Origin of the sequence: Asticcacaulis sp. YBE204 (genome assembly GCF_000495855.1) — a bacterium.
In the GTDB taxonomy this organism is placed as follows: Bacteria; Pseudomonadota; Alphaproteobacteria; order Caulobacterales; family Caulobacteraceae; genus Asticcacaulis.
On record NZ_AWGF01000009.1, the window covers coordinates 51,040 to 74,518 of the forward strand.

The window sequence follows — 23,479 nt, forward strand, 5'->3', positions numbered from 1 at the left end:
TCATAATAGACGCAATCTGGCTGCATTGAAAATCGAAAATTTTCGTATTTTGCAAAAACAAAAATAATCGAAATTGATGTGTCAATATTTCAACAGGTGAAATGGTCGTCGGGAGGTTTGAGCCCATGAAAATTTGTAGTTGCCTTTCAAAGGGCTAAGGGCAGATGCAGGACTGACCGGCAGGTGTATGCAAAGGATTTTCCAATAAAATTCCTTTTTGTGCATGGTGTTTTTTCAGGCCTTGAGCCAAATTATGCACTGGACAAAATCCGGTCGCCGGACGAAAGATCGAAGGTGATGCTGCCGGTCAAAAAAACATAAAATTCGATACCGCACTGCACAGGAAACGAGAAAGGCTTCACATGAAAACGGACGATATGGCGCTCAGCCGTCGCGCGATTCTGGCTGTGCCGGTAAGCCTTGGTGTGGCCTCAAGCCTGCCTGCGGCGGCGAAAACCGCGCCGCCGTCCGTCGGACTGTGGGACCGGTTCGAACTGACCCTGGCGGGACCGAAAAGCGGAAATCCTTTTTCAGATCATACAGTTCAGGCCGTTTTCACGTTCGACGCACGTTCGGTCACGGTCGACGGATTTTACGACGGCGACGGGATTTACCGCATACGGTTCATGCCCGATGCGGTGGGCCGCTGGACGTACCGGACGATAAGCCCGATCAAGGGCCTCGACGGCAAGACCGGCCGGTTCGATTGCGCACCTGCAACAAACGGATCGCATGGGCCGGTACAGGCTCAGGGCGTGCATTTCATATATCGGGACGGAAGGCCCTATTTTCCGTTCGGCACGACCAGCTATGCCTGGATACATCAGTCGGAAGCCTTGCAGCAGGAAACGCTGGCGACGCTCAAGGCCTCAAGCTTCAACAAGATCCGCATGGCGGTCTTCCCGAAGCACTACGAATATAATCACAACGAACCGGGGCTTTATCCGTTCGAGCGCAATGCGGCGGGCAAGAGCGATTACGACCGGCCCAATCCGGCCTTTTACCGGCATCTGGAGTCGCGGCTTGCCGATCTGCGCACAATGGGCATCGAGGCCGACCTCATCCTGTTCCACCCTTACGACCGCTGGGGCTATGCGTCGATGACCCCGGTGCAGGATGACGCCTATGTGCGTTACCTGATGGCGCGGTTGTCGAGTTTTTCCAATATCTGGTGGTCGCTGGCCAACGAATACGACCTGATGAAGGGCAAGACGACGGCGGATTTCGAGCGTTTGCTGGGGCTGGTCGCCCAACACGACCCGTATAACCATTTGCGCTCGGTCCACTATTCGGTGACGCCGTGGGACTACAGCCAGCCGATCGTCACCCACGCCAGCATGCAGACCCTGCCGTTCAAACCTCAGCATTTCGAGACGACGCCGGAGCAGTTGAAGGTCTGGAAAAAGCCTGTCCTCAATGACGAGGTGTCCTATGAAGGCAATCTGAACCGACGGTGGGGCAATATCACCGGTGAAGAACTGACCTGGCGCTTCTGGCGCGGCGTGCTGGCGGGCGGTTATGTCTCGCACGGCGAGACCCTGCTCGACGCGGCGGCGGACTATAGCGAGGACTCGACCCCGACCCTGTGGTGGTCGCACGGCGGCAAGCTGAAAGGCACCAGCCCCGCGCGGATCGGTTTCCTGCGCCAACTGGTCGAGGAAATGAATGCGCGACCGGGCGTGACGCCGGGTCTGGTGCCGCCGGAAAAGCCCTATTACCGCTATGCTTCGACCCTGAGGAGCGACGGCAAGACCGTCGATGGGTTGCTCTACTTCCTCGATTTTCACCGTCCGGTCTGGTACGAATTTCCCCTGCCCGAAGGCCGCTTCCGCGCCGAGATTATCGATCCGTGGGAGATGACGATTGCGCCGGTCGCCGGTGACTTTACCACCAAGGCCAAGCTGATCCTGCCCGGCAAACCGTTTCAGGCGGTGCGCTTCCTGCGTCTTTGACACTCCCATAATAATAAGAGGAAAACCGTGTCTCATATGAACATTCATCGCCGCAGCATCCTGAGCGGCGGCGCGGCGGCAGCCTTCTGGGCAGCCGGTAGCGTGGCTTTCGCGCAGTCGAATTCGGGCATTCTGTACCCGACCTACCCCAGGCCGGGGACGCCGAAACTCGACAACGCCGACAACAGCCGTCGGATCATCCCGGCCCCGGCGAAGGACTATTGGCCCTATTCCGGCATCAGCGGCGCCGGTCAGCCGGTGACCAAGGCCACCCAAACCGGCGGCTGGGTCTCCGGTCTGATCGATGTGCGTTACAAGGGCCCGGTGGCGCGTAAATATCCGGTCGCCGACTGGGGCACAGCCGATAGCGGCTCAGCGGTGGCCAAGGGCCTGCTGCCCGCCATCCGCCCGATCTGGGACGTCCATATCCGCGACACCATCGTGCAAGGGGGCGGCGACGGCTGGTACTATATGTCGGGCTCGACCGGCGACAATTGCTGGGCCTTTACCGACGGGATCGAGCTTTACCGCTCGCGCGACCTTAAAAAATGGGAATATCGCGGCCTGATCTGGAGCATCGAACGCGACGGGACGTGGGAAAAGAACTGGACCGCGCGGGCAGGGGTGCCGTTCCGCTCGATCTGGGCGCCGGAGTTCCATTATATCAACGGCAATTACTACCTCTGCCATTGCATCAGCGGTGTCGGCATGGGGGTGCTGAAAAGCACGACCGGCAAGCCCGAAGGCCCCTATGTCCACGTGATTTCGCAAGAGCCGATCAAGGGCGGGATCGACTCGACCCTGTTCCGCGACGACGACGGCAAGGTCTATCTGTCGTGGGGCGCCGGTCAGCGCATCCGCGAGATCAAGCCGGATTTCAGCGACTTCGCGGGCGACTGGCAGGACATCGTCTATGACGACTCCGGCGTCGATCCGGCGGCGCAGAAGGATGGCAAGCCGGTCCGACGCGCGGGCTTTGAAGGCGTCACGATCTTCAAGCGCGGCAAGACCTATTATCTGGGCGCCTGCAACCACCACGAAGGCCGTTATTCCTTCATGTTCGTCACCTCCGACAAGCTGACCGGTCCCTATGGTAACCGCCATGAAGGCCCGCGGGGCGGCGGAGGCGGCAATGTCTTCCGCGACACGTCCGGCAAGTGGTGGCAGACCTTTTTCGGCAATGACGACCAGATGCCGTTCCGCGAAAAACCCGGCCTGATCGCCATCGAATTCGACGCAAGCGGGCGCGTTGTGGCTTCTGCCGATCAACCCTTCAAACCCTTAGTGTGAGGCGCATCATGACGGTTTCCAAACGTGATTTTCTGACCGGTATGGCCGGAGGTACGCTGGCGGCGGGTGCCGCATCGGCGGCGACGTCCAAGGTGACCGCGTCGCCCGCCGATGCGCGCAAGCTGATCGACTATTTCGCCGGTAATGCGAAGCAGCTGCTGCGCCAGCCGGCGGGCTACCTCAAATATCCCAGCATTTCGCCCAGCCTGCCGAAAAGCCAGTATTCGACCGAGCAATGGGACTGGGACACGATGTGGACGGTGCGCGGCCTGTTCCACGTCGCGCGCCTGACGAACGACGCCGCGTTGCGCAAGGGGATCGCCGAACACGCGCGCGGGGCTCTGGCCAACTTCTTCGACCATCAGTCGAAGGAAGGCCGCATCCCCATGCTGATCACGGTGGAAAACCCCGACCCGCTGCATTGCCTCGAAGGTGAGCGTCCCAATCCGCGCAATCAGGCCAAGCCGATCCTGGCGCAACTGGCTCTGATGGCGGCGGACGAGACGGGCGACATCAGCTGGTTCGCGCCGTGGTTCGAGAATCTATTGCGCTTTTACGAGTCGTGGACGCAGGACAATCTGAAGGCTTCGGGGCTGCTGGTCTGGGGCAATGACGTGGCCATCGGCAACGACAACGACCCGACGACCTTCGGGCGGCCGGAGTTTTCCTCGGCCAATCTGCTGCTCAACTGCCTCTATTACAGCGATCTGAAAGCGGCGGCGGAAATCGCCAAGCGGCTGGGCAAGACCGAGTGGCAAAAGACCTTTACCGATCGGCTGGAACCACTGGCCAAGGCCATCCATAAACACAACTGGGACGCCCGCGACCGCTTCTTCTATACGGCGGACGTGCAGTGCAAGGACCGTCGCGCCGAACTGATTCCCAATATTGCGCGTGGCATGGATATGGACTGGCAGACGATTCCTCTGCGCATCCAGACCTTTACCGGTTTCCTGCCATTATGGTGCGGTCTGGCGACCAAGGATCAGGCCGAGGCCCTGCGTCAGCACTATCTCGATCCGCGCACCTTCCATTCGAAAGCGGGTGTGCGCTCGTTGTCGGCGGCGGAGTCGATGTACGACCTGCGCGCCAGCACCAACCCGTCGAACTGGCTGGGGCCGGTGTGGATCGTGGTCAACTATTTCGTCTGGCGCGGCCTGAAAAACTACGGCTTTGCCGCCGAAGCGGCGGACCTGTCGGCGAAGACGGTGAAGCTTCTGGCCGACGATCTGGCGGCGTCGGGCTCGCTCAACGAATATTATCATCCCGATACGGCGAAAGCCCTCAGCCACAAAGGGTTCATGAACTGGAACCTGCTGGTGCTGGAAATGATTGAGATGTAAACAAGCAACGGGACATGTTTCGATGGCCCATATAACAACAAATATCTATGGGGAGACTACCATGCTGCGTCGCCATTTTCTCGCGTCGATGACGCTTCTCGCCGGATCGGCCGCCCTGCCGTCGTCGCTGTTCGCGGCGCAGGTCGGGGTCAACGAACCCGCCCATCCGTTGACGCGCGAGCGTATCGCCGCCCTGCCCGCGGGCGAACAGAAGCCGTGGCTCGATTACCTCGCCAAATCCGACGCGCAAGGGGCGGCAGACAAGGCCGCCCTGATCGCCGAGCGCAAGGGCCTGACCGAGATCCCGGCGGACCCCAAGGGCGGCACGGCACCGACCATGCCGCTCACCAGGCCCGCCGACTGGTACGCCGGTCCTGAGGCGCGGGCTATCGCCGACAATATCGTCAGCTTCCAGACCCCGGCGGGCGGCTGGGGCAAGAACCAGTTGCGCAATACGCCGCCGCGCCTGAAAGGCCAGACCTACGTCCCCGGCGACGTGGCGGCCTTCAAAGTCGATCCGGCGGTGCCGCCGAAAGAGATCCGCTGGTCCTATGTGGGCACCATCGACAACGGCGCGGCGACGACCGAACTGGGCTTTCTGGCGCGGGTTGCCACGGCCTTGCCGGGCAAGGACGGCGACGTCTATCGCACCAGCTTCGGCAAGGGTCTGAACTGGCTCCTCAATGCGCAGTATCCCAACGGCGGGTGGCCGCAGATCTGGCCGTTGCAGGGCGAATATCACGACGCCATCACGCTCAATGACGACGCTATGGTGCATGTGCTGAAGGTTCTGGCGGCGATCGGGCGCGGCGAAGAGGCCTTCGCTTTCGTGTCGGCGTCGGATCGCGCCCGTGCCGCGGCGGCGGAGCAAAAGGGCATTGCGTGGCTGCTGGCAGCGCAGGTCACCGTCAATGGCCGTAAGACCTTGTGGGCCCAGCAGCACGATGTGCTGACGCTCGCGCCGGCCACGGCGCGGGCCTATGAACCGTCGTCGCTGTCGGGATCGGAAAGCGCGGGGGTGCTGATCTATCTGATGTCGCTGAAAAACCCGTCGCCGCAGATCATCGCCAGCGTCGCGGCGGGCGTGACCGTGCTGCGCGAAACGAAACTCGAAGGCGTCGCCTTCGTCAAGGTGAGCGAAGATGAGGGCAAGCGTCTGGTGCCGCAGGCCGGGGCGGGTCCGCTGTGGGCGCGCTACTATGACGCCAAGACCCTGAAACCGATCTTCGGCAACCGCGACCGCAAGCTCTACGACTCGATCGACGACATCGAGAAGGAGCGCCGCAACGGCTATGCCTGGTTCGGCAACGGCCCGCAAAAGGCCATCGAGGCCTACGATAAATGGGCTTACAAGCGCTGATGTTTTAAGGCCGTTTCCTCGTGGAAACGGCCTTTCAATTACAGGGAACTACATGAAAAAACTTATGCTCCTCACAACCCTGGCGGCGCTGGCCATGCCCGTTTATGCGCAAGCCCCCACACCGCTCCCGGCGGTGGCCGATGCGAAACTGCGCGCCGAGATCAAACGCGCTTCGGCGACCAAGATCATTCTGGTCGGCGATTCCACGACGGCGGTCTATGGCGGCTGGGGGCCGGGGTTTTGCGGGCATCGCGTCAAGGGGAACGTGGTCTGCGTCAATATGGGTCGCGCCGGGCGCTCCAGCTTCAGTTATCGCGCCGAAGGGACGTGGGACATGGTTCTGGCCGAAGCGAAGGCCGGGGCCGGGGTCTACGACAAGACCTACGTCCTGATCCAGTTCGGCCATAACGATCAGCCGGGAAAGCCGGGCCGCACGACCGATCTGGCGACCGAGTTCCCGCAAAACCTGCGTCGCTTCGTGGAAGAGGTACGCGCGGCGGGCGCCGTGCCGGTGCTGGTCACGCCCCTGACGCGGCGCGGGTTCAAAAACGGCAAGCTGGACGACAGTCTGGCGCCGTGGGCCGAGGCCGCACGGACGGTCGCCAGGGAGATGAAGGTGCCGCTGGTCGATTTGCACGCCCGGTCGCTGGAGGCCGTACAGGCGATGGGACCGGTCGAGGCGATGAAATTCGCGCCGGAACCGCCGCCGGTACACGTGCGCGACGCCGCCAAATCCGGCACGACGATTTCGGGGAATACGCCCGCCAATGTCGCCGAACCGGTCGGTCAGGCGAAGTCGCGTTTCGACTATACGCATCTGGGCGACGAAGGGGCGGATTTTTTCTCGAAGATCGTCGCGGCGGAGCTGGTGAAAGCGGTGCCGGAGCTGACCGCGGCGCTTGTGCCCTGATCCCTTTCTCCCCATGAAAAAGCCGCCGTCCGGGTCTCCGAACGGCGGCTTTTTTTACGCGAAGGCGCTGATTTACTGCATCTTGTAGATCATGCCGACCGTGAAGCGACGGCCGCCGTACTGGAAGGTCCACGGCGTTTCGGGCAGGTCCGAGAAGCCCCGGTCCTTGGTGCCGATACGGCGGGCGGTTTCACGCATCAGGTTGCGGCCTTCCCAATACAGTTCGATATTGGGCGTCAGCTTGTGCGTGATCTTGGCGTCCACATAGGCGCTTTCGGCCTGATAGAAGCCTTCGCCGGGATTGTAGGGCAGGCCCACCACCTTGAGCGGGTTGGCGTTCGGGAAGGAATAGACCGTGTTGTCGTTGCGGGTACACGACGACACGCATTCCAGAACCGCGGCCTTTTTCTGGTAGCTGATGCGGGCATTGGTCCTGCCGTCATCGTACCAGATCGACAGGTTGGCGGTGTAGTCCGGGCGGTTGGCCGTGCCGAGGCCCGTGCCGGTGATCGGGTCGATGAACCCGCCGCCGCTGCCGACCGACTTGTTGGTCGAGTAGTTGAAGTCGAAGCCGGAATAGCGCAGCTTCCACGGCAGGAAGGTCAGGGCCGTCTTGGTCGCGAATTCCCAGCCCGCCTGGGTGTAGCCGGGGCCGTTGATCTTGGTGCCGTAACTGAACTTGAAGTCCGACAGCTTGCGCCCGGTGACCGGGTCGATTTCCTCGCTGCCTTCGAACAGGGGATAGTTGAGCAGGGTCTGATCGACCGGTGCGCCGACGCTCACCTTCTGACGGTAATAGGCCAGCGAGAACATGGTGTCCTTGTTGGCGTACCATTCGATCGAGGTGTTGTTGCGGTTGGCCGCATAGGGCTTGAGGTCCGGATTGCCGAAGCCGGAGCAGCCCTGCAACAGGTCCGTCTCACCGTCGTCGTAACGGTCCTCGATGCGCTCGTCGACCGTACAGGAACCGGCGGGGAAGATGGCGCTGAGCGGCGGCGGGGCCACGGCCTTGGTCCACGAATAGCGCAGGACGACCTTGTCCGGCACGGCCCACAGATAGGCGTTGTAGCTCGGCAGCCAGTAGCGGTATTCGCGCTCGATGGCGACCGGTTTGACGATGGTGGTCGTCGTGACGCGGCTATTGCCTTCGTTCGGGTTCCACTCGGTCGTCGGCACGCCGGTGATGTTCTTGCGGATCGAGTTGACCGAGACGAAGCCGGTACCGGCGATCTTGGATTCGACGACGCGGACGCCGAAGTTGCCGCCGAATTCCATACCGAACGGCAACTCCTGCTCGAATTCGAGCATATAGTAGGCGGCGTTGAACTGCTCGCTCGAAAGGCGCGAGATCATCGGATAGACATTGCCGTCGCTGGCCGTGCAAGATTTCAGGCAGTTGAAATTGTAGTTCTTGGCGGCCTCGACCTGCGCATAGAACTTGTCGATGTCGATCGAGTTCCACAGCTTCATGCCGTCGGCGCCTTCGATATCGGGCAGGAACTCGCCGTCGTTCGGCAGGAAGCTCGAGCCGATGATTTCGGTCAGCTGGGCCACCGTTACCGTCTGGACGCCGTGGTTGAAGTTGACGGTGTTCGAGGCGTTCGGCACGTAGCTGTAGACGCAGGCATTGACGGCCGTGGTCGTCGCCTGGTTCTGACAGGCGCGCAGCTGGCTGCGCAGGTTGAGCGTCGGCACGTAGACGCCGGCCTTCGGAATATAGCCGTCGCCGTTCCACGCCTCGGTGCCCGCCTTGCGGTATTGCACGCCGGTCTTGAACGAGGTGAAGAAGGGCAGGTTTTCCGGCAGGCGGTAGGTCAGGTCGAGCTTGGCTTCGTCCTGCGTGGATTCGACCTGACGCGGGCCGTAACCGAGCTGGATATTGCTGGTGTAAAGCGCCGCCTGCGCGGCGGTCGCGCCGGTAGCGGGGTTCAGCACGACGTAGTTGGCCGGGTTGTTGAGATCGACGCCCGCCGGGAACTGAAACGCCCAGGTGCCGTTCGACTGCGCGTACATCTTGGTGTTGCCGTAGGGCAGGTTGAAGGCCAGACGCTTGTCGTAGCGGGTGTAGCTGGTTTCCGAACGGTTGGCGCGGAACTCGACCTTGAGCGGTCCCTTGTTGTAGTCGGCACCGACCTGAAGATAGTTGGTGTCCCAGTTCTGGTCGTTGCGGATATGGTCGATATTATAGACCGAGTTGGTGATTTCAGCCGAGACCAGATGGTGGTTCTTGTCCATCACGATCGAGCCGGGGACGATATTGACTGCCTGACCGATGACCGGGAAGGAGTTGTTGGTCGTGGTCGAGCCCGCCGTGTTGTCGTACTGCACCAGACCGGTCGCGTAGCCGCCGTTATACAGATAATAACCGGTGTTCGGCAGGACCGTCAGAATCATCGGCGTATTGACCGGGTAGCTGACCGTCGGGTTGCTGATATAGGGGACGGTCGAGACGTTCGCCGTCGGGGCCGTAAGGACGCTGATGCCGCCCTGGGTGCGGTTGGAGCGCGCGTCGTACTGGTGACGGCCCGTATCCTGATACTTGGCGAAAACGGTCAGGTTCTGGTTGATGCGGTAGTCGAAGCGCACGTCCCAGGTCAGGCGGTCTTCGTACTGCTCAAGCCAGGTTTCGCGCACGATCTGTGGCGTATAGTCGTTCCACTGGTTCAGGCAGCTGACGCGTTCGCGGATGCGCTGGGCCTGAGCGTCGCGGCGGCTGTTGCCGCTGCTGGTGCCGACGATGGTGTTCAGTTCGGTATCGGAATAGAGCGGGAAGGCGGCATCGCAGTCGGCCTTGGTCTTGGCCGCCGCCGCCTTGGTGACGATCTGCACCGGCGTGCTGCTGAGGAACTTGCCGCCATTGACCATGTCCCAGCTGCCGATGGGCGTATTGGCGCCGTCGCCGGTGACCAGGGCGGGGTTATATTGGAAGGTCTTGTCCGGTGAATTGTCGAGGTCGATGGCGCGCAGATAGCCGCCCCAGTTATTGCCGCCCGCGTTCGACATCTGATGGCTGTCGCCCAGATAACGGCGTGAGGACAAGTTGAAGATCACCCCCAGACGATTGTCGAAGAACTTGCGCGAGGCGACGATGTTGATGTCGGGTGCCCATTTCTGGCTCAGCGAGTTGCGTTCGCCGGCGACGCGCATCGAGAAATAGGGCTTCTTGAAATCGAGGCCGGAACGGGTCTGGACCTGAACCGTGCCGCCGAGACCGCCCTGGGTCATGTCCGGCGTCTGGCCCTTGACCACGTCGACGCTCTTGATCAGGTCGGCGGGCAGTTCGCGCAGATCCGAGGCGCGACCGCCCTGCTGGTTCAGCGCCAGATCGAAACCGGATGAGGCGACCGACATGCCGTCCATTTCGACGCGCGTCAGGTCGGCGCCGTTGCCGCGCAGCGCCATGGTTTCGCCTTCGCCGGTTTCACCGCGCGTCAGCGCCATGCCGGGGATACGTGAAATGGCTTCGTTGAGGTTGCGGTCCGGAAACGAGCCGACATCGTCGGCGACGATCGAATCGGTCGCCGTCTTGGCCTTCTTCTTGCGGTTGATCGACGACTGCTGCGACGCGCGCGAGCCGACGACAACGACTTCGATAGGATCCTCTGCCTTGGCCACTTCCTGAGCCGTAGCCATTGGCGCCAATGTTACCGCTATCATGACAAGGCCTGTGCTGGCCATGAGCTTTTTCAACTGGGGTGTCTTCATTTTTTTTCCTCCCGATGCCATTTGAAATGGCTCGTTTTTATTGGCTTTGACGACCCGTGGGCGGAGGCAAAACGTCACGCAGCGGCACCCCGAAACCTGGGGCATAAAGGCTCAGGCACACGCACGGTCCTGAACCGCGGGCATGATGAAAAGTGTCGCGTGTGAAATGTCCCCGCTGAGCCGACTCCCTATCGGGGTCCTTATGCCGAACCTCCGAATTATCGGCTCTTGGGTGCAGTCAACTATTTGGTTGCGCTACCATTCAAGTCAAGTTGAAATTTGTATTAGGTCTTACATGTCCCACTTTTCGCCGTTTTGTTACGCAAAAGACACGTTTAAAGCGGCAAATAAAAACCTTTGATTGTGGTGAGTATATTTCAGGATGCACAGCGCTGTCATGTGCGACCGCTATTGCACCAGACTGGCCGCGATATTGATCACGATCGCCAGAATCGTCGTGTTGAAAAAGAAGGCGAACACGGCATGGGCGAGGTTCAGCCGCCGCATGGCCGGTGAGGCGATGGCCACGTCGGCGGTTTGCGCCGCCGTCCCCATGATGAAGGCGAAATAGAGGAAATCGACGTAATCCGGCGTGCAGTCCTTGTCCGGAAAGGTCAGGCACGGCTCCGGGGTGGTCTTCAGCGACACATAATAGGCATGGGCGTAGTGCAGGGCGAAGGTCGTGTGTACGAAGAGCCACGTCGTGACGATGGTCGCGCCGACCAGCCCCAGATTGACGGCCTTGTCCCAACCGTGCAGGTCGCGCGCGGCGATCAGTTCGGTGGCGATAGCGACGATGCAGACGGCCACCGCCATGCCGGTCAGCAGCAGGATCGTCCATTTGCCGACGTCCTGTGCCTCCGCGCGGCGCTCTATGCCGTCGGTGTCGCTGCGCCACATGATGACGGCGGCGGCGCTGAGATAAACGCCCGCCGCGAGGTTCCACGCGACCAGCACGTCCTGCGCCAGTCGCCACGGCGTCAGCAGAGTAAGGGCGGTGACCATACCGAAGGCCAGCGCGGTCGCCGTCACCAGCCACGGGCGGGCCTTGATGGCGATCAGGGGGCCAGAAGGCGATTTGGGGGGAGAAGGGATGGGTCGCGATCTGGACATGAAAGCCTCCTGAGGTAGCAGAGATACGGGCTTGCCCTCAAAAGTCCATGCCGATGTGCCGATTCCGACACAGTACGGCCATGAAATCTCGTCCGTGTGCGCGCAAATCCCCTCCCGCGTGTGGCTTACACAAATCTGTCACGCAAGCTTTCGCGTTCTGTCACAGAGCGCTCCTATAAGCCGCATTCAATGGCAGGGCGTGTAGAGGCGGGGGCAGAAACCTCCGGCATGCCGGTTGCGCAACCGTTGGAGAGCACAATGAACAAATCCACGAAAATCCGTCTGGGCCTGATGGGCTTCACCGCCGCCATCGCTTTGGCTGGCTGCTTCGGCGCCGACAACGTCGCCTCGCCGGGTGAAGGCGTCCTGATCGGCGGCGGTTCTTCGTCGTCTTCGTCGTCCTCTTCCTCGACGTCGGGCGTTGCCGCCGCGTCGTGCCCGACCGGCCTCGACAATGTCGGCATCATCACGCTTGCCGGTGGCGCTCAGGCCCGTAACTGCCAGCTGCCGAACACCATTTCGGGCAGCCTGACCCTGGCCAAGCTCGACGGCGTCATCTACTCCGTGTCGGGCCGCGTCAATGTCGGCGTCGATCAGGGTTCGGACGTCAACGCCCCCATCTCCGGCGCCGCCAAGGGCGTCCTGACCATCGAGCCGGGCGTCACGGTCTTCGGTTCGGCCGGTCTCGACTACATCGCCGTTCAGCGCGGCTCGCAAATCTTCGCCGAAGGCACCGCTGCCAACCCGATCGTCTTCACCTCGCGCAACAACGTCACCGGCGCTTCGACGGCCAACTCGATCGGCGAATGGGGCGGCCTGGTCATCCTCGGCCGCGCGCCGACCAACACCTGCCCGACCGACGCCGTTCCGGCGACCCTGAACGGCTTCAAGGATTGTACGACGAACTTCGAAGCCGTGGCCGGTCTGAACTTCGGCGGTAACAACCTCGCCGACAACTCCGGCGTCCTGAAATACGTGCAGGTTCGCTACACCGGCTATCAGGTCGATGTCGGCAAGGAACTGAACGGCATCACCTTCGCCGGCGTCGGCGCGGGCACCACGGTCGACTACGTTCAGGTCTACAACTCGTCGGACGACGGCGTTGAATTCTTCGGCGGCACGGTCAACGCCAAGCACCTGGTGCTCTACGGCAACGACGACGAGCAGTTCGACACCGACAACACCTGGTCGGGTTCGGTCCAGTGGATGCTGGCCGTTCAGGCCGCGCGTTCGACCTCGGGCTCCTTCGGCTTCGAAATGTCGTGTAACAAGGGCGGCAACAGCGGCATCCGTTCGATGTGCCCGACCTCTTCGGCCGTCAACACCGGCACGATCCGTCCGTTCTCCTACCCGAAGGTCTCGAACGCGACGATCATCATGAAGAACACCGCCAACACCCAGGCGCTGAAGCTCGACACCGGCACCGGCCTGCTGCTGATCAACTCGATCGTCCGCACCACCAGCGCCTCGTCGAACTGCTTCCAGATCCAGGACGACAACACCGTTCTCGCTCAGGTCGCCTTCCGCTCGGTCTACGCGATCTGCGGCGGCATCGCCACGATCGGTGTCCAGACGGGTACCTCGAACACCGGCCAGGTCGCCCCGACGCAAGCCGCCGCCGACGCCCTGTGGACCGCTGGCAACATCACCCGCGTCTCGTCCTCGACCTCGGTCCTGCTGCCGACCGTCATGAACAACACGCTGGGCACTGCGACGACCCTGACCGGCGACTTCATCAACGGCGCCAATGAAAACGCCGTGGCGGTCACCGACCCGACGATCCTGAACGACGGCGTCAACAACAACGTCGGCTTCTTCACCAAGCCGACCAACATCGGCGCCGTGAACAGCGCTTCGGAGACCTGGTACAAGGGCTGGACCTGCGGCATGGCGACCGGCGAGAAGTCCTGCCAGTAGGACGTTCGATAGACGGCGGGGGCAACCCCGCCGTCACGTTCTTCGATAAGTCCTTCAGCAAAGGTTGATCCCATGAAACTGCACACTCTCTCCCTCGGCGCCTTGCTGATGGCCACCACGTCGCTGGCGGCGGTCTCCGTCGCCACCGCGCAAGAACAAACCAATACCGCCGAAGCCACGGCAGGCGATTCCAACGTCAGCCCGGCGGCTGACAAGGAAATCACCGAAGTCGTCGTGCGCGGCAAGAACGTCCCCAAGACGATGCGCCGCACCGCCGAAGTTTCGGCGATCCTGACCACCGAAGACCTCAAGCGTACCGGCGACGACAACGCTGCCGCCGCCCTGACGCGCGTCGCCGGTCTCAGCATCGTCGAAGGCAAGTTCATCTACGTCCGCGGCCTTGGCGAGCGTTACTCCTCGGCGCTTCTGAACGGCGCGCCGCTGCCGTCGCCGGAACCGCTGCAACGCGTCGTGCCGCTCGACCTGTTCCCGTCCTCGCTGCTCAGCCGCGTCTCGGTCCAGAAGACCTATTCGGCGGAATTCCCCGGTGAGTTCGGCGGCGGCGTCGTCGACCTGCAAACCCTCGCCATCCCGCGCGACAGCTTCCTGACCTTCGGCCTCGGCACCGGTTTCAATACCGAAACGACCGGCCAGAAGACCGTCACCTATTTCGGCTCGGCCACCGACTGGCTGGGTTACGACGACGGCGCGCGCAGCCTGCCGGACGCCCTGCGTACGGCGATGGGCAAGGGCAAGCTGATCAACCCGAACAACTATCCCTCGACCGGCACCGGCGCGACGCGCGAACTGCAAAACATCGGTCAGTCCTTCACCAATGCCGACCTGAACCTGCTGCAAATCGGCCGCCCGACGCCGAACTTCAGCACCAATATCGGTCTGGGCGACGCCTATGACGTGCTGGGCGGCAAGCTCGGCGTCGTCGCGGTCGGCGACTTCTCGAACAACTGGTCGGTCAAGCGCGGCGTCCACTACGAGGACGACTACGAAAACTCGGCCAACAACGTGTCGTGGAACGGCCTGCTCAGCCTCGGCTATACGCACGGCGGCCATACGGTCAAATGGACCGGCATGTATATCCGCAAGACGACGAAGTTCGCATCGACCCGCGACGGCTATAACTCGAACGGCTTCTTCTACCGCAAGGATCGCACCGGCTGGTATCAGCGCGAACTGGGCCTCAGCCAGCTGACCGGCAACCACGCCCTGACGCCGACCCTGACGTTCGACTGGACGGCCTCCTACGCCGTCACCGTGCGCGACACGCCGTACGACAAGTTCATCAACTACACGCTCGATCAGTCGGGCGGCGCGTTCAACGGCCTCTATTTCACCGACCTGCGCAACGGCGGCAGCAACGAGACGGCCTTCTCGAACCTGAAGGACACGGCGAAGTACCTCGGCGCCAACCTGACCTGGGACTACAGCCTCGGTGACGGTCGCGACGGCAAGCTGATGGTCGGCGCCTCGTCGCTCGACAACCAGCGCGACTATCAGCGCCGCGCCTTCGAGTTCAAGTCGGTCAACGACTCGCTCGCCAAATATACGCGCGTCGATTACCTGTTCTCGGACTTCAACATCCGCCCGGACTTCCTGCAACTGTGGGAAACCGGTTCGGACAGCCCGCAGGCCTACAAGGCCGGTCTGATCGTCTCGGCCTACTACATCAAGACCGACGTCGCCGTCCTGCCGCTGGTCCGCGTCGCCGCCGGTCTGCGCTTTGAAAACGGCAAGGAACGCTCGGACCTGAGCTACCTGTACCAGACCAACGCCAAGCCGGAACGTGCCTCAACCGTCATCAAGGAAAACTACGTCCTGCCGTCGGCGACCGCGACCTGGAACTTCAAGGAAGACATGCAGCTCCGCTTCGGCGCGTCGAAGACCATCGGTCGCCCGCAGTTCCGCGAACTGGCCGAGCCGACCTTCCGCGAATCCGACAGCGACCGTTCCTTCACCGGCAACCCGTTCCTGAAGGACACCGAGCTGACCAACCTGGACGCGCGTTACGAGTGGTACTACGGCGCGGGTGAATACCTGACCGCCGGCCTGTTCCACAAGACGCTCGACAACCCGGTTGAAACCATCTCGACCGGCACCCAGCTGCAACAGACCTTCGTCAACGCCCCGAAAGCCAAGATCCAGGGCTTCGAAGTCGACTACAAGGGCCTGTTTGAAAGCCCGATGCAGGGCAAGTTCTTCGAAGGCAAGGAATGGCTGGTTCAGGCCAACTATACCTTCACCGACTCCAGCGTGCAGGTGAAGACGGGCGACAAGATCGCCTTCAGCCGCACGACCTTCCAGCCGGTCGAAGCCTCGCTCTACATCAAGGACGGCTCGAAACTGCAAGGCCAGTCGGACCACCTCGCCAACTTCCAGTTCGGCTGGCAGGACGATGAGGCCAAGTCGCAGGCGACCCTGCTGGTGACCTATGTCAGCGAGCGCATCTCGGTTCGCGGTTCGGGCATCGTCGGGGACCCCGACATCATGCAGGAACCGGGCACCCAGGTCGACTTCGTCTACCGCAAGGGCCTGACCACCTTCGGTCGCGATCTGAACCTTCAGGTCGAGGCGCGTAACCTCACCGGCACCGAGTACAAGGAATATCAAACGGTTAACGACAAACGCGTCTATGTCGACCGTTACGATCCGGGCGCCTCGGTCTCGATCAGCCTGTCGACGACGTTCTAAAGAACGGTCGACGGCAAAACGTCAAAGCCCTCCGGTGCGAACCGGAGGGCTTTTTTGTTTCGGAATGAAATGGGTCACTGTTCCCCCGATAGTGGCGGGGTATGAGTGACTAATGCCACTTGGTGCCGTCCCGCAGCTTGCCGAGAATATCCGTCATACGTTTGGCGCGCGTTTCCGGGCGCTTGGCCGTCTGGAGGCGGTGGTAGATGGCAAACAGGTTCGTCCGGTTCAGCGTCTCGTAAAACGCCTTTGCCTCCGCATCGTCTTCCAGTGCCGCCAGAAAATCCTCCGGCATGACCATCTCCGACGACCCGGCGTAAGCGCTGTCCCAGCGGCCATCGGTTTTCGCCGCCTCGACATGGATCAAGCCCGACGGCTGCATCAGGCCCTCGGTCATCAGCCGTTCCACATGATCGCAGTTCTTTTTCGACCAGTTGGACCCTGCGCGGCGCGGCGACAGGCGCTGTACGAACGAAATCTCATCGAGCGCCTGTCGCTGGCCGTCGATCCAGCCCCACATCAGCGCCACAACGACGCAGTCTTCCCAATTGACGGACGGCATGGCCGAGCCTTTTTTGTACATGCGCACCCACAGTTCGGTTTTGGTGGTATGATTGGCGGCCATCCATGCCGACAGGTCGTCGCGGGTGGCAAAGGGCAGATAGTCCGTGGGGGTCATGGCCGTTTCCTCAAAAGAGGGGCCTATCATCACTGATGGCTGGACAAAAATCTGTCAGTACAGCCTTTTTCAGCGCGATATCACCCCGTCCTCATGCCGCTCATCGTGTTCAGGTGTACGCAAGCCCTTCATTTCTGGAGGTAAATCGATGACGGATACACTGAAACCCGATCTGTGGCGCAAAACGTGGCGTCTTGTTTTATGGGGCGGTGCGGGAGCGCTGTTGCTGCTGCCGCTGGTCGCCATGCAGTTCACGACCGAAGTTGCGTGGACAGGGAGCGACTTTGCGGTATTCGGCGCCATGCTCCTGTGCGCGCTGGGGGCGTTCGAGTTGGCCGTGCGGTTGAGCGGGCACTGGGCCTATCGCGCGGCGGCGGGTCTGGCCATCCTGACCGGGTTCGCACTGGTCTGGGTCAGTCTGGCTGTCGGGATTATCGGCGCCGAGGACAATCCGGCCAATCTGATCTTCGCGGCGGTGCTTGGCGTAGGGCTGATCGGGACGCTGATCGTGCGGTTTCAGGCGCGGCGCATGGTCTGGGTGCTGATGTCGATGGCGCTGGTGCAGGGGGTAGGGGCAGTGATCGCTCTCTCGGACGGTTACCCGGCGACGATTCTGACGGCGATGTTCGGGGTGTCGTGGCTGGTGTCGGCGGGCCTGTTCCACAAGGCCGCTAACGCGACTGAAAAAGCTTCATAGCGCCGACGATGCATCCAGCGAACAGCGCGCCTTCGAGACCGGCGGTCGCGACCTGACTGACCGGCCCGAAGCCGTTCTCGCCGAATACACGCCACATCTGATCGAAATGCAGGCGCGAACCGGGAAACTGCTGGCCCAGCAGGACGAGGCTGCCCATCATCATCCGCCCGCCCATCAGCGCGATGATGATACCGGTCAGACCGCCGCACAAAGCCGCTAATGCCACACCACGTTTTAGCGAAAATCGCTCGGCCAGTCCCGTGCCGAGACCCACGCTTGCGCCGAGGAGCAAGCCTTCGGGTGCGCCGGTGATATCGCCCGGCGATTGCCCGAACAGCAGCGTAAAGGCGTCGAGGCCGAGCAACTTGACGACGGCCCCGACGATCAGGCCGCCCGCCGCGCCGCCTAATACCGCTCCCCATAGTCGGGGACCGCGCGACGCACCGATGGCGATACCGAAACCGACCCCGGCACCGCCAAGCGCGGCAATCAGCGTGGTCAGGCACATCAGGACGAGCAGTGCCGAAGTCCCGGCCTCCGACGACTGCGACGCCGCGCCGAAACCGTAGAGCAGGCCACCGATCACTCCGGCGGCGCTGGCCCCAAGCGTGCCGACAAGGCCCTGGTGAAAGGGCGAAGGGGTGCGCAACGGAGGTGGGGCAGGGGGCGCTTCAGCGGTGTTTATCGATCCGATAAAGCGGTAGCCGTGCTTGACGACGGTCTCGATAAAGCGCGGTTTTGCCGCATCGTCGCCCAGTACGCGGCGCAGGGTCTTGATGCACTGGGTCAGGGCCTCGTCGGTCACCGGCACGCCGCGCCAGACCTCTTCGAGAAAGCGTTCCTTGGAGACCAGTTTACCTTGCTCGCTGACCAGCAGCACCAAAGCGTCGAGATAGCGGGCATTCAGATCGACCGGCTGACCGTCGCGCAGAAGTTGACGGTCATGCACGTTCAGCACGAAACGGTCGAAGCGATAGCTATCGGATACCATTCGGCCAATCCGATCCGGTGCTTATTCGGCCGGGCTGGCTTCGGTCTTTTCACCGTTCAGGCGGCGGAACAGCAGATCGACCATTTCCTCGGCGCTTTCGTCGATCTGAGGGCGCTCCTCGACGGCGTCGACGCCGCAATAGGTATGGTCGGGCAGGCGGCCCCAGACGACCAGCGGCGCATAATAGCGGGCCAGTTCGTTGAGCGCCTCGTGTTGATCGACGGCGGTATCCGGCAGAACCAGCATACCGTCGAAGCGCTGCGACTGAACGAGGTCTTTCAGGGCGCCGGAGCGCTTGGTCGGGGTCTTGAGTACCAGAAGTTCATAGCCGCGCTTGAACACCTCTTGCGTCAGGGCGCCCATCAGGTGCAGCAGACCGGGATCGCGCAGGCGGCGGTCGTTATCTTCGGGGAGGACCAGGCCGATGGTGCGCGTCGTCTTGAGGCGCAGATTGCGCGCGGCGTGGTTGACGACATAGCCGTTTTCGTCGGCAATCGCGGTGATCTTGTCACGGAGCGCTTTCGGAATCAGCGGGCTGCCGGCGAGGGCGCGGGAGACGGTGGATACGGAGACTCCGGCCATACGCGCGATATCGGCCATCTTGAGCGGCGCGGCTACCGGAAAGGTCTGAGTGGTCATCTGTGTCCTTTACCAAGCGCATCCCGAAAAGTGTCAAGTAATCTTCTTGGGGTTTTCGGATCAGATGCGCGTCAAAAAAATTACTAAATCAGCGGGCCAGCCACCCGCCATCGACGGGGAGTATAACTCCGTTTACGTAATTTGACACGGGGGAAGCGAGAAAAACCGTCGCGCCGCCGACATCGGCCGGCGTGCCCCAGCGCGCGGCGGGGATACGGCTGAGGATGGCGTCGGCGCGTGTGGGATCGTTTTGCAAGGCCTCGGTCAGTTCGGTCGCCATGTAACCGGGGGCGATGGCGTTAATATTGATGCCTTTCGCCGCCCATTCGTTGGCCAGCAACCGGGTGATCCCCGCGACGCCCGATTTCGAGGCGGTATAGGACGGGACGCGGATGCCGCCCTGAAACGACATCAGCGAGGCGGTGTTGATGATCTTGCCGGAACCCTTTGAAATCATGTGCGGACCTACGGCCTGACACATGAAGAACAGCGATTTGAGATTCAGGGTCATCACCTCGTCCCAGTCTTTTTCGCTGAATTCGGTGATCTCGCCGCGGCGGATGCCACCGGCATTGTTGACGAGGATATCGAGCCCGCCCATGACGTCGAGCGTTTCGGCGACGATCCCGGCGATGGGCTCGATCGAAGACATCAGGTCGGCCTTGATGAAATGGAACCTGCGACCGATGGCCGCAACCTTAGCCGCCGTATCGTCGGCGTTGGACGAGCCCACCGCGCAGATATCGGCCCCGGCTTCGGCCAGCGCCAGCGCCATGCCTTGCCCCAGACCGCGATTGGCCCCGGTGATCAGGGCGATTTTTCCGGTCAGGTCGAACATCGAGGCAGCAGACATTGTAAACTCCAGTATTTGGCGCGCACTTAATCCAAACGAAGTTCGGCGAAGCCAAAATCCGCTTCACACTTTTTGGCGTGCGCTTACCGCGTAGCACAGGCAAAAAGGCCGAGGGAAGGCTTTTATTGGTGTGATCGATTTCGCTCCGAATTGATCAATTCGGAGCGTCGGCCAATTGCATCGCGCGGTCACCGCGTGTTAGTACCGGTCAAAATCCATTGCATAAGACTCAGGGCCTTCCGATGATCATCTCCGCCTCTACCGACTATCGCGAAGCCGCCCGCCGCAAGCTGCCGCCGTTCCTGTTCCACTACATCGACGGCGGCGCCTATGCCGAACATACGCTGAAGCGCAATGTCGAGGACCTGTCGGATGTCGCGCTGCGTCAGCGCGTGCTGAAGGACGTGGCCAGCCTTAGTCTTGAGACCGAACTATTCGGCGAAACTCTGGCCATGCCCGCGGTGCTGGCCCCGGTGGGTCTGACCGGCATGTACGCCCGTCGCGGCGAAGTGCAGGCGGCGAAGGCCGCGTGCAACAAGGGTATCCCCCTGACCCTGTCGACCGTCAGCGTCTGCTCGATCGAAGAGGTGCAGTCGAACTGCGACCGCTCGATCTGGTTCCAGCTTTACGTGCTGAAAGATCGCGGCTTCATGAAGAACGCGCTGGAACGCGCGCAGGCGGCGGGGATCACCAAGCTGGTTTTCACCGTCGACATGCCGGTGCCCGGGGCGCGCTACCGTGACATGCATTCGGGCATGAGCGGTCCGAACGCCGAACTCCGCCGTCTGTGGCAGGCCGCGACGCACCCGGAATGGGCCGTCGATGTCGGGCTGCTGGGGCGTCCGCACGATCTGGGCAACGTGTCGAAATATCTCGGCAAGGCGACGGGTCTGGCCGACTATATCGGCTGGCTGGGGGCTAATTTCGATCCCTCGATCTCGTGGAAGGATCTGGAGTGGATTCGCGACTTCTGGAAGGGCCCGATGATCATCAAGGGCATCCTCGATCCGGAAGATGCCAAGGATGCGGTGACCTTCGGGGCCGACGGGATCGTGGTGTCGAACCACGGCGGGCGTCAGCTCGATGGGGTGCTGTCCTCGGCGCGGGCGCTGCCGGCGATTGCCGAGGCGGTCAAGGGCGACATCACCATTCTGGCCGACAGCGGTATTCGTACCGGTCTCGATGTGGTGCGCATGATCGCGCTGGGGGCCGACGGCGTGCTGCTGGGCCGGGCGTTTATCTACGCATTGGCGGCGCAGGGTCAGGCCGGGGTCGAGAATCTGCTGACCCTGTTCGAGAAGGAAATGCGCGTGGCCATGGCGCTCACCGGCGTCAAGTCGATCAAGGAGATCGGCCCGCAATGTCTGGTAAGTAAATAAGATACTCCCCCGCCACGCGGGGGAGCGGGGCGGCCCGTGCCGTGGCCGCGAAGCGGACGGAGGGGGGCCTTGCGGACGGTAAGGCCCCCCTCCGTCATTTTTCGCTGGCGCTCAAATGCCACCTCCCCCACAATTGGGGGAGTATTAAGAGAGGGACCGTCATGCCGCCCAAGATCCTGCTGACCCGTCCGTGGCCCGAAGGGGCATTCGAGTACCTCAAAATACGTTACGATGTCACGGTCAGCGACAGCGGTGTGCCGCTGACCAAGGATCAACTGATCGCGGCGATGAGCCAGTATGACGCCCTGTGCCCGACCGTCACCGACAAGCTGACGGCGGAGGTTCTGGGCGTCGCCGGTGCGCGCGTAAAGATGATCGCCAATTTCGGTGCGGGGTTCGAGCATATCGACCTCGCCGCGGCCAAGGCGGCGGGCATTCGAGTCACCAATACCCCGGACGTCCTGACCGAAGCGACGGCGGAAATCGCGCTGCTGCTGATCCTGATGACCAGCCGCCGGGCGTCTGAAGCTGAACGCGGTTTGCGCAACGGCGCGTGGGCCGGCTGGAAACCGACGCAGTTCCTCGGCCAGAGCCTCGACGGCAAGACCCTGGGCCTCGCCGGATTCGGGCGCATCGGGCAGGCCGTGGCGCGTAAGGCGCGTGCGGCCTTGGGGATGAACATCGCCTATTACAGCCGCCATCGTGTTGCGCCTGAGATCGAGGCGGAGCTGGGCGCGCTTTATGTCGGGTCGCTCGATGAACTGGCGGCGCGGGCCGATGTCCTGTCACTGCACACGCCGGGCGGGCCGGAGACGCATCACATGATCAATGCCGCGCTTTTGAAACGCATGAAGCCGACGGCGATCCTGATCAATACGGCGCGCGGGTCGGTGGTCAATGAGGTCGAACTGGCCGAAGCTTTGGCGGCGCGCACGATTGCGGCGGCGGGCCTCGATGTCTATGAGAAAGAGCCGGTGGTGAACCCGGCCCTGTTGCCGCTCGACAATGCGGTGCTGCTGCCGCATCTGGGCTCGGCGACGGTCGAGACGCGCAACAATATGGGCCTGCGCGCCGCCTATAATCTGGATCGCTTCTTTGCCGGGGAAGATCTGCTTGACGGCATTGCCTGACCAACTGGCGGATACGATATGGCGCTGGCTGTCCGAACATGGCTGGCCGCTGATCGTCGGCGTGTGCGGGGCGCAGGGGGCAGGCAAGTCCACCCTGTGTGACGCTGTTGCTGACCGGTTAGACGCGAACGCCATTGCGACAAAGGTTCTGTCGATCGACGACCTTTATTTGGCGCCGGAAGACCGGCCTGTGGATGTACACCCCTTGTTTGCCACGCGCGGCGTGCCGGGAACGCATGACCCGGCGCTGGGGGTTCAGATCATCGAACGGATGGAAGGCGATCAGCCGATAAGCTGGCCATGTTTCGACAAGGCGACGGACCGGCCTTATCCCGAAGATCAGCGCCAACACACCGAATTTCCGTTCGACGTATTGCTGCTCGAAGGCTGGTGCGTTGGCGCGGTGCCGCAGGCCGAGGCCGATCTGATCGCGCCGGTGAACCCGCTGGAACGCGACGAAGACCCGGACGGCGTGTGGCGCCGCTACGTCAATGCGCAACTGGCCGGACCCTACGCGGCGCTGTTTGCGAAGCTCGACCGGCTGATTCTGCTCGCCGCGCCGGGGTTCGAGGTGGTGCAGGGCTGGCGCACGCAACAGGAGCACGACCTGCGCCGCAAACTGGCGCTTGAGGGCCGCACCGGCGGTATGAGTGATACCGAAGTCGCCCGCTTTATCCAGCACTATGAGCGCCTGACGCGGTATATTCTGACCGAGATGCCCACCCGCGCCGACCTGACGATCCGACTGGATGCGGAGCGCAGGGTTATCGACTGACTTTCAGGTCAGGTTCATATTGCCGACACTATCTGTACCT

General features: G+C 62.1%; 17 protein-coding genes. 11 read left to right on the forward strand and 6 right to left on the reverse strand.

Translation table 11 applies throughout. The features are described 5' to 3' along the window. Positions 1-362: 362 nt before the first annotated feature. From AEYBE204_RS31185 to AEYBE204_RS31205, 5 genes are all read left to right on the forward strand, one after another. Positions 363-1,952: a DUF5060 domain-containing protein gene (locus AEYBE204_RS31185; protein ID WP_023462474.1), complete on the forward strand. Its 1,590-nt coding sequence runs from the start codon at positions 363-365 to the stop codon at positions 1,950-1,952. Positions 1,953-1,988: 36 nt separating this feature from the next. Further along, complete coding sequence (locus tag AEYBE204_RS31190) at positions 1,989-3,242, forward strand: family 43 glycosylhydrolase (protein WP_023462475.1); 1,254 nt, start codon at positions 1,989-1,991, stop codon at positions 3,240-3,242. Positions 3,243-3,250: 8 nt separating this feature from the next. Then, the gene (locus AEYBE204_RS31195) at positions 3,251-4,585 is read left to right on the forward strand and encodes a trehalase family glycosidase (protein ID WP_023462476.1); all 1,335 of its coding nucleotides are present in this window, start codon (positions 3,251-3,253) and stop codon (positions 4,583-4,585) included. A gap of 61 nt (positions 4,586-4,646) precedes the next feature. Further along, the gene (gene pelA, locus AEYBE204_RS31200; protein WP_023462477.1) at positions 4,647-5,945 is read left to right on the forward strand and encodes a pectate lyase; all 1,299 of its coding nucleotides are present in this window, start codon (positions 4,647-4,649) and stop codon (positions 5,943-5,945) included. A 64-nt stretch (positions 5,946-6,009) separates the two neighbouring features. Continuing rightward, the gene (locus tag AEYBE204_RS31205; RefSeq protein ID WP_155908371.1) at positions 6,010-6,855 is read left to right on the forward strand and encodes a rhamnogalacturonan acetylesterase; all 846 of its coding nucleotides are present in this window, start codon (positions 6,010-6,012) and stop codon (positions 6,853-6,855) included. 72 nt (positions 6,856-6,927) lie between these two features. Here the strand turns inward: AEYBE204_RS31205 and AEYBE204_RS31210 are convergent, their stop codons facing one another. Together AEYBE204_RS31210 and AEYBE204_RS31215 are read right to left on the reverse strand one after the other, a co-directional pair. Beyond that, entirely contained in the window at positions 6,928-10,560 is a 3,633-nt protein-coding gene (locus tag AEYBE204_RS31210) for a TonB-dependent receptor (RefSeq protein WP_162148407.1), read from the reverse strand. Positions 10,561-10,968: 408 nt separating this feature from the next. Then, positions 10,969-11,673: a DUF1345 domain-containing protein gene (locus AEYBE204_RS31215; protein ID WP_023462480.1), complete on the reverse strand. Its 705-nt coding sequence runs from the start codon at positions 11,671-11,673 to the stop codon at positions 10,969-10,971. Positions 11,674-11,931: 258 nt separating this feature from the next. Here AEYBE204_RS31215 and AEYBE204_RS31220 point away from each other — a divergent pair, with 258 nt between their 5' ends. Then, on the forward strand, positions 11,932-13,590 hold the full coding sequence (locus AEYBE204_RS31220; RefSeq protein WP_023462481.1) for a hypothetical protein: 1,659 nt from the start codon (positions 11,932-11,934) through the stop codon (positions 13,588-13,590). 72 nt (positions 13,591-13,662) lie between these two features. Further along, positions 13,663-16,296, forward strand: coding sequence for a TonB-dependent receptor domain-containing protein (locus AEYBE204_RS31225; RefSeq protein WP_023462482.1), 2,634 nt, complete (start codon positions 13,663-13,665; stop codon positions 16,294-16,296). Between the two features lie 109 nt (positions 16,297-16,405). Here AEYBE204_RS31225 and AEYBE204_RS31230 read toward each other — a convergent pair whose 3' ends face one another. Next, on the reverse strand, positions 16,406-16,975 hold the full coding sequence (locus AEYBE204_RS31230) for a YdeI family protein (protein ID WP_023462483.1): 570 nt from the start codon (positions 16,973-16,975) through the stop codon (positions 16,406-16,408). Positions 16,976-17,123: 148 nt separating this feature from the next. Here AEYBE204_RS31230 and AEYBE204_RS31235 point away from each other — a divergent pair, with 148 nt between their 5' ends. Next, complete coding sequence (locus AEYBE204_RS31235) at positions 17,124-17,672, forward strand: hypothetical protein (protein ID WP_023462484.1); 549 nt, start codon at positions 17,124-17,126, stop codon at positions 17,670-17,672. On the opposite strand, the gene AEYBE204_RS31240 is transcribed toward AEYBE204_RS31235, so the two are convergent. The 3 genes from AEYBE204_RS31240 to kduD form a co-directional block, all read right to left on the reverse strand. Further along, the gene (locus tag AEYBE204_RS31240; protein ID WP_023462485.1) at positions 17,647-18,663 is read right to left on the reverse strand and encodes a transcriptional regulator; all 1,017 of its coding nucleotides are present in this window, start codon (positions 18,661-18,663) and stop codon (positions 17,647-17,649) included. The genes AEYBE204_RS31235 and AEYBE204_RS31240 overlap by 26 nt on opposite strands. 21 nt (positions 18,664-18,684) lie before the next feature. After that, positions 18,685-19,302 (reverse strand): LacI family DNA-binding transcriptional regulator, encoded by a 618-nt coding sequence (locus tag AEYBE204_RS31245; RefSeq protein WP_023462486.1) that lies wholly within the window; start codon positions 19,300-19,302, stop codon positions 18,685-18,687. 88 nt (positions 19,303-19,390) lie between these two features. Further along, positions 19,391-20,155 (reverse strand): 2-dehydro-3-deoxy-D-gluconate 5-dehydrogenase KduD, encoded by a 765-nt coding sequence (gene kduD / locus AEYBE204_RS31250; RefSeq protein ID WP_023462487.1) that lies wholly within the window; start codon positions 20,153-20,155, stop codon positions 19,391-19,393. 242 nt (positions 20,156-20,397) lie between these two features. On the opposite strand from kduD, the gene lldD reads away from it, so the two are divergent. The 3 genes from lldD to AEYBE204_RS31265 all read left to right on the forward strand — a co-directional run bounded on the left by lldD (position 20,398) and on the right by AEYBE204_RS31265 (position 23,439). After that, positions 20,398-21,534: an FMN-dependent L-lactate dehydrogenase LldD gene (lldD, locus tag AEYBE204_RS31255; protein ID WP_023462488.1), complete on the forward strand. Its 1,137-nt coding sequence runs from the start codon at positions 20,398-20,400 to the stop codon at positions 21,532-21,534. Between the two features lie 161 nt (positions 21,535-21,695). Further along, positions 21,696-22,664 carry a D-glycerate dehydrogenase gene (locus AEYBE204_RS31260; RefSeq protein ID WP_023462489.1) on the forward strand — a complete coding sequence of 323 codons (969 nt, stop codon included), beginning with the start codon at positions 21,696-21,698 and terminating at the stop codon, positions 22,662-22,664. After that, positions 22,648-23,439: a kinase gene (locus tag AEYBE204_RS31265; RefSeq protein WP_081724686.1), complete on the forward strand. Its 792-nt coding sequence runs from the start codon at positions 22,648-22,650 to the stop codon at positions 23,437-23,439. The genes AEYBE204_RS31260 and AEYBE204_RS31265 overlap by 17 nt, the downstream gene beginning before the upstream one ends. The last annotated feature ends 40 nt before the right edge of the window (positions 23,440-23,479 follow it).

What these genes read in the sequence shown, in the direction of transcription:
- pelA (WP_023462477.1), top strand. Translation starts at nt 4,647, where the DNA reads ATGCTGCGTCGCCATTTTCTCGCGTCGATGACGCTTCTCGCCGGATCG.
- lldD (WP_023462488.1), top strand. Translation starts at nt 20,398, where the DNA reads ATGATCATCTCCGCCTCTACCGACTATCGCGAAGCCGCCCGCCGCAAG.
- AEYBE204_RS31190 (WP_023462475.1), top strand. Translation starts at nt 1,989, where the DNA reads ATGAACATTCATCGCCGCAGCATCCTGAGCGGCGGCGCGGCGGCAGCC.
- AEYBE204_RS31230 (WP_023462483.1), bottom strand. Translation starts at nt 16,975, where the DNA reads ATGACCCCCACGGACTATCTGCCCTTTGCCACCCGCGACGACCTGTCG.
- AEYBE204_RS31195 (WP_023462476.1), top strand. Translation starts at nt 3,251, where the DNA reads ATGACGGTTTCCAAACGTGATTTTCTGACCGGTATGGCCGGAGGTACG.
- AEYBE204_RS31225 (WP_023462482.1), top strand. Translation starts at nt 13,663, where the DNA reads ATGAAACTGCACACTCTCTCCCTCGGCGCCTTGCTGATGGCCACCACG.
- AEYBE204_RS31240 (WP_023462485.1), bottom strand. Translation starts at nt 18,663, where the DNA reads ATGGTATCCGATAGCTATCGCTTCGACCGTTTCGTGCTGAACGTGCAT.
- kduD (WP_023462487.1), bottom strand. Translation starts at nt 20,155, where the DNA reads ATGTCTGCTGCCTCGATGTTCGACCTGACCGGAAAAATCGCCCTGATC.
- AEYBE204_RS31205 (WP_155908371.1), top strand. Translation starts at nt 6,010, where the DNA reads ATGCTCCTCACAACCCTGGCGGCGCTGGCCATGCCCGTTTATGCGCAA.
- AEYBE204_RS31215 (WP_023462480.1), bottom strand. Translation starts at nt 11,673, where the DNA reads ATGTCCAGATCGCGACCCATCCCTTCTCCCCCCAAATCGCCTTCTGGC.
- AEYBE204_RS31185 (WP_023462474.1), top strand. Translation starts at nt 363, where the DNA reads ATGAAAACGGACGATATGGCGCTCAGCCGTCGCGCGATTCTGGCTGTG.
- AEYBE204_RS31260 (WP_023462489.1), top strand. Translation starts at nt 21,696, where the DNA reads ATGCCGCCCAAGATCCTGCTGACCCGTCCGTGGCCCGAAGGGGCATTC.
- AEYBE204_RS31220 (WP_023462481.1), top strand. Translation starts at nt 11,932, where the DNA reads ATGAACAAATCCACGAAAATCCGTCTGGGCCTGATGGGCTTCACCGCC.
- AEYBE204_RS31245 (WP_023462486.1), bottom strand. Translation starts at nt 19,302, where the DNA reads ATGACCACTCAGACCTTTCCGGTAGCCGCGCCGCTCAAGATGGCCGAT.
- AEYBE204_RS31235 (WP_023462484.1), top strand. Translation starts at nt 17,124, where the DNA reads ATGACGGATACACTGAAACCCGATCTGTGGCGCAAAACGTGGCGTCTT.
- AEYBE204_RS31210 (WP_162148407.1), bottom strand. Translation starts at nt 10,560, where the DNA reads ATGAAGACACCCCAGTTGAAAAAGCTCATGGCCAGCACAGGCCTTGTC.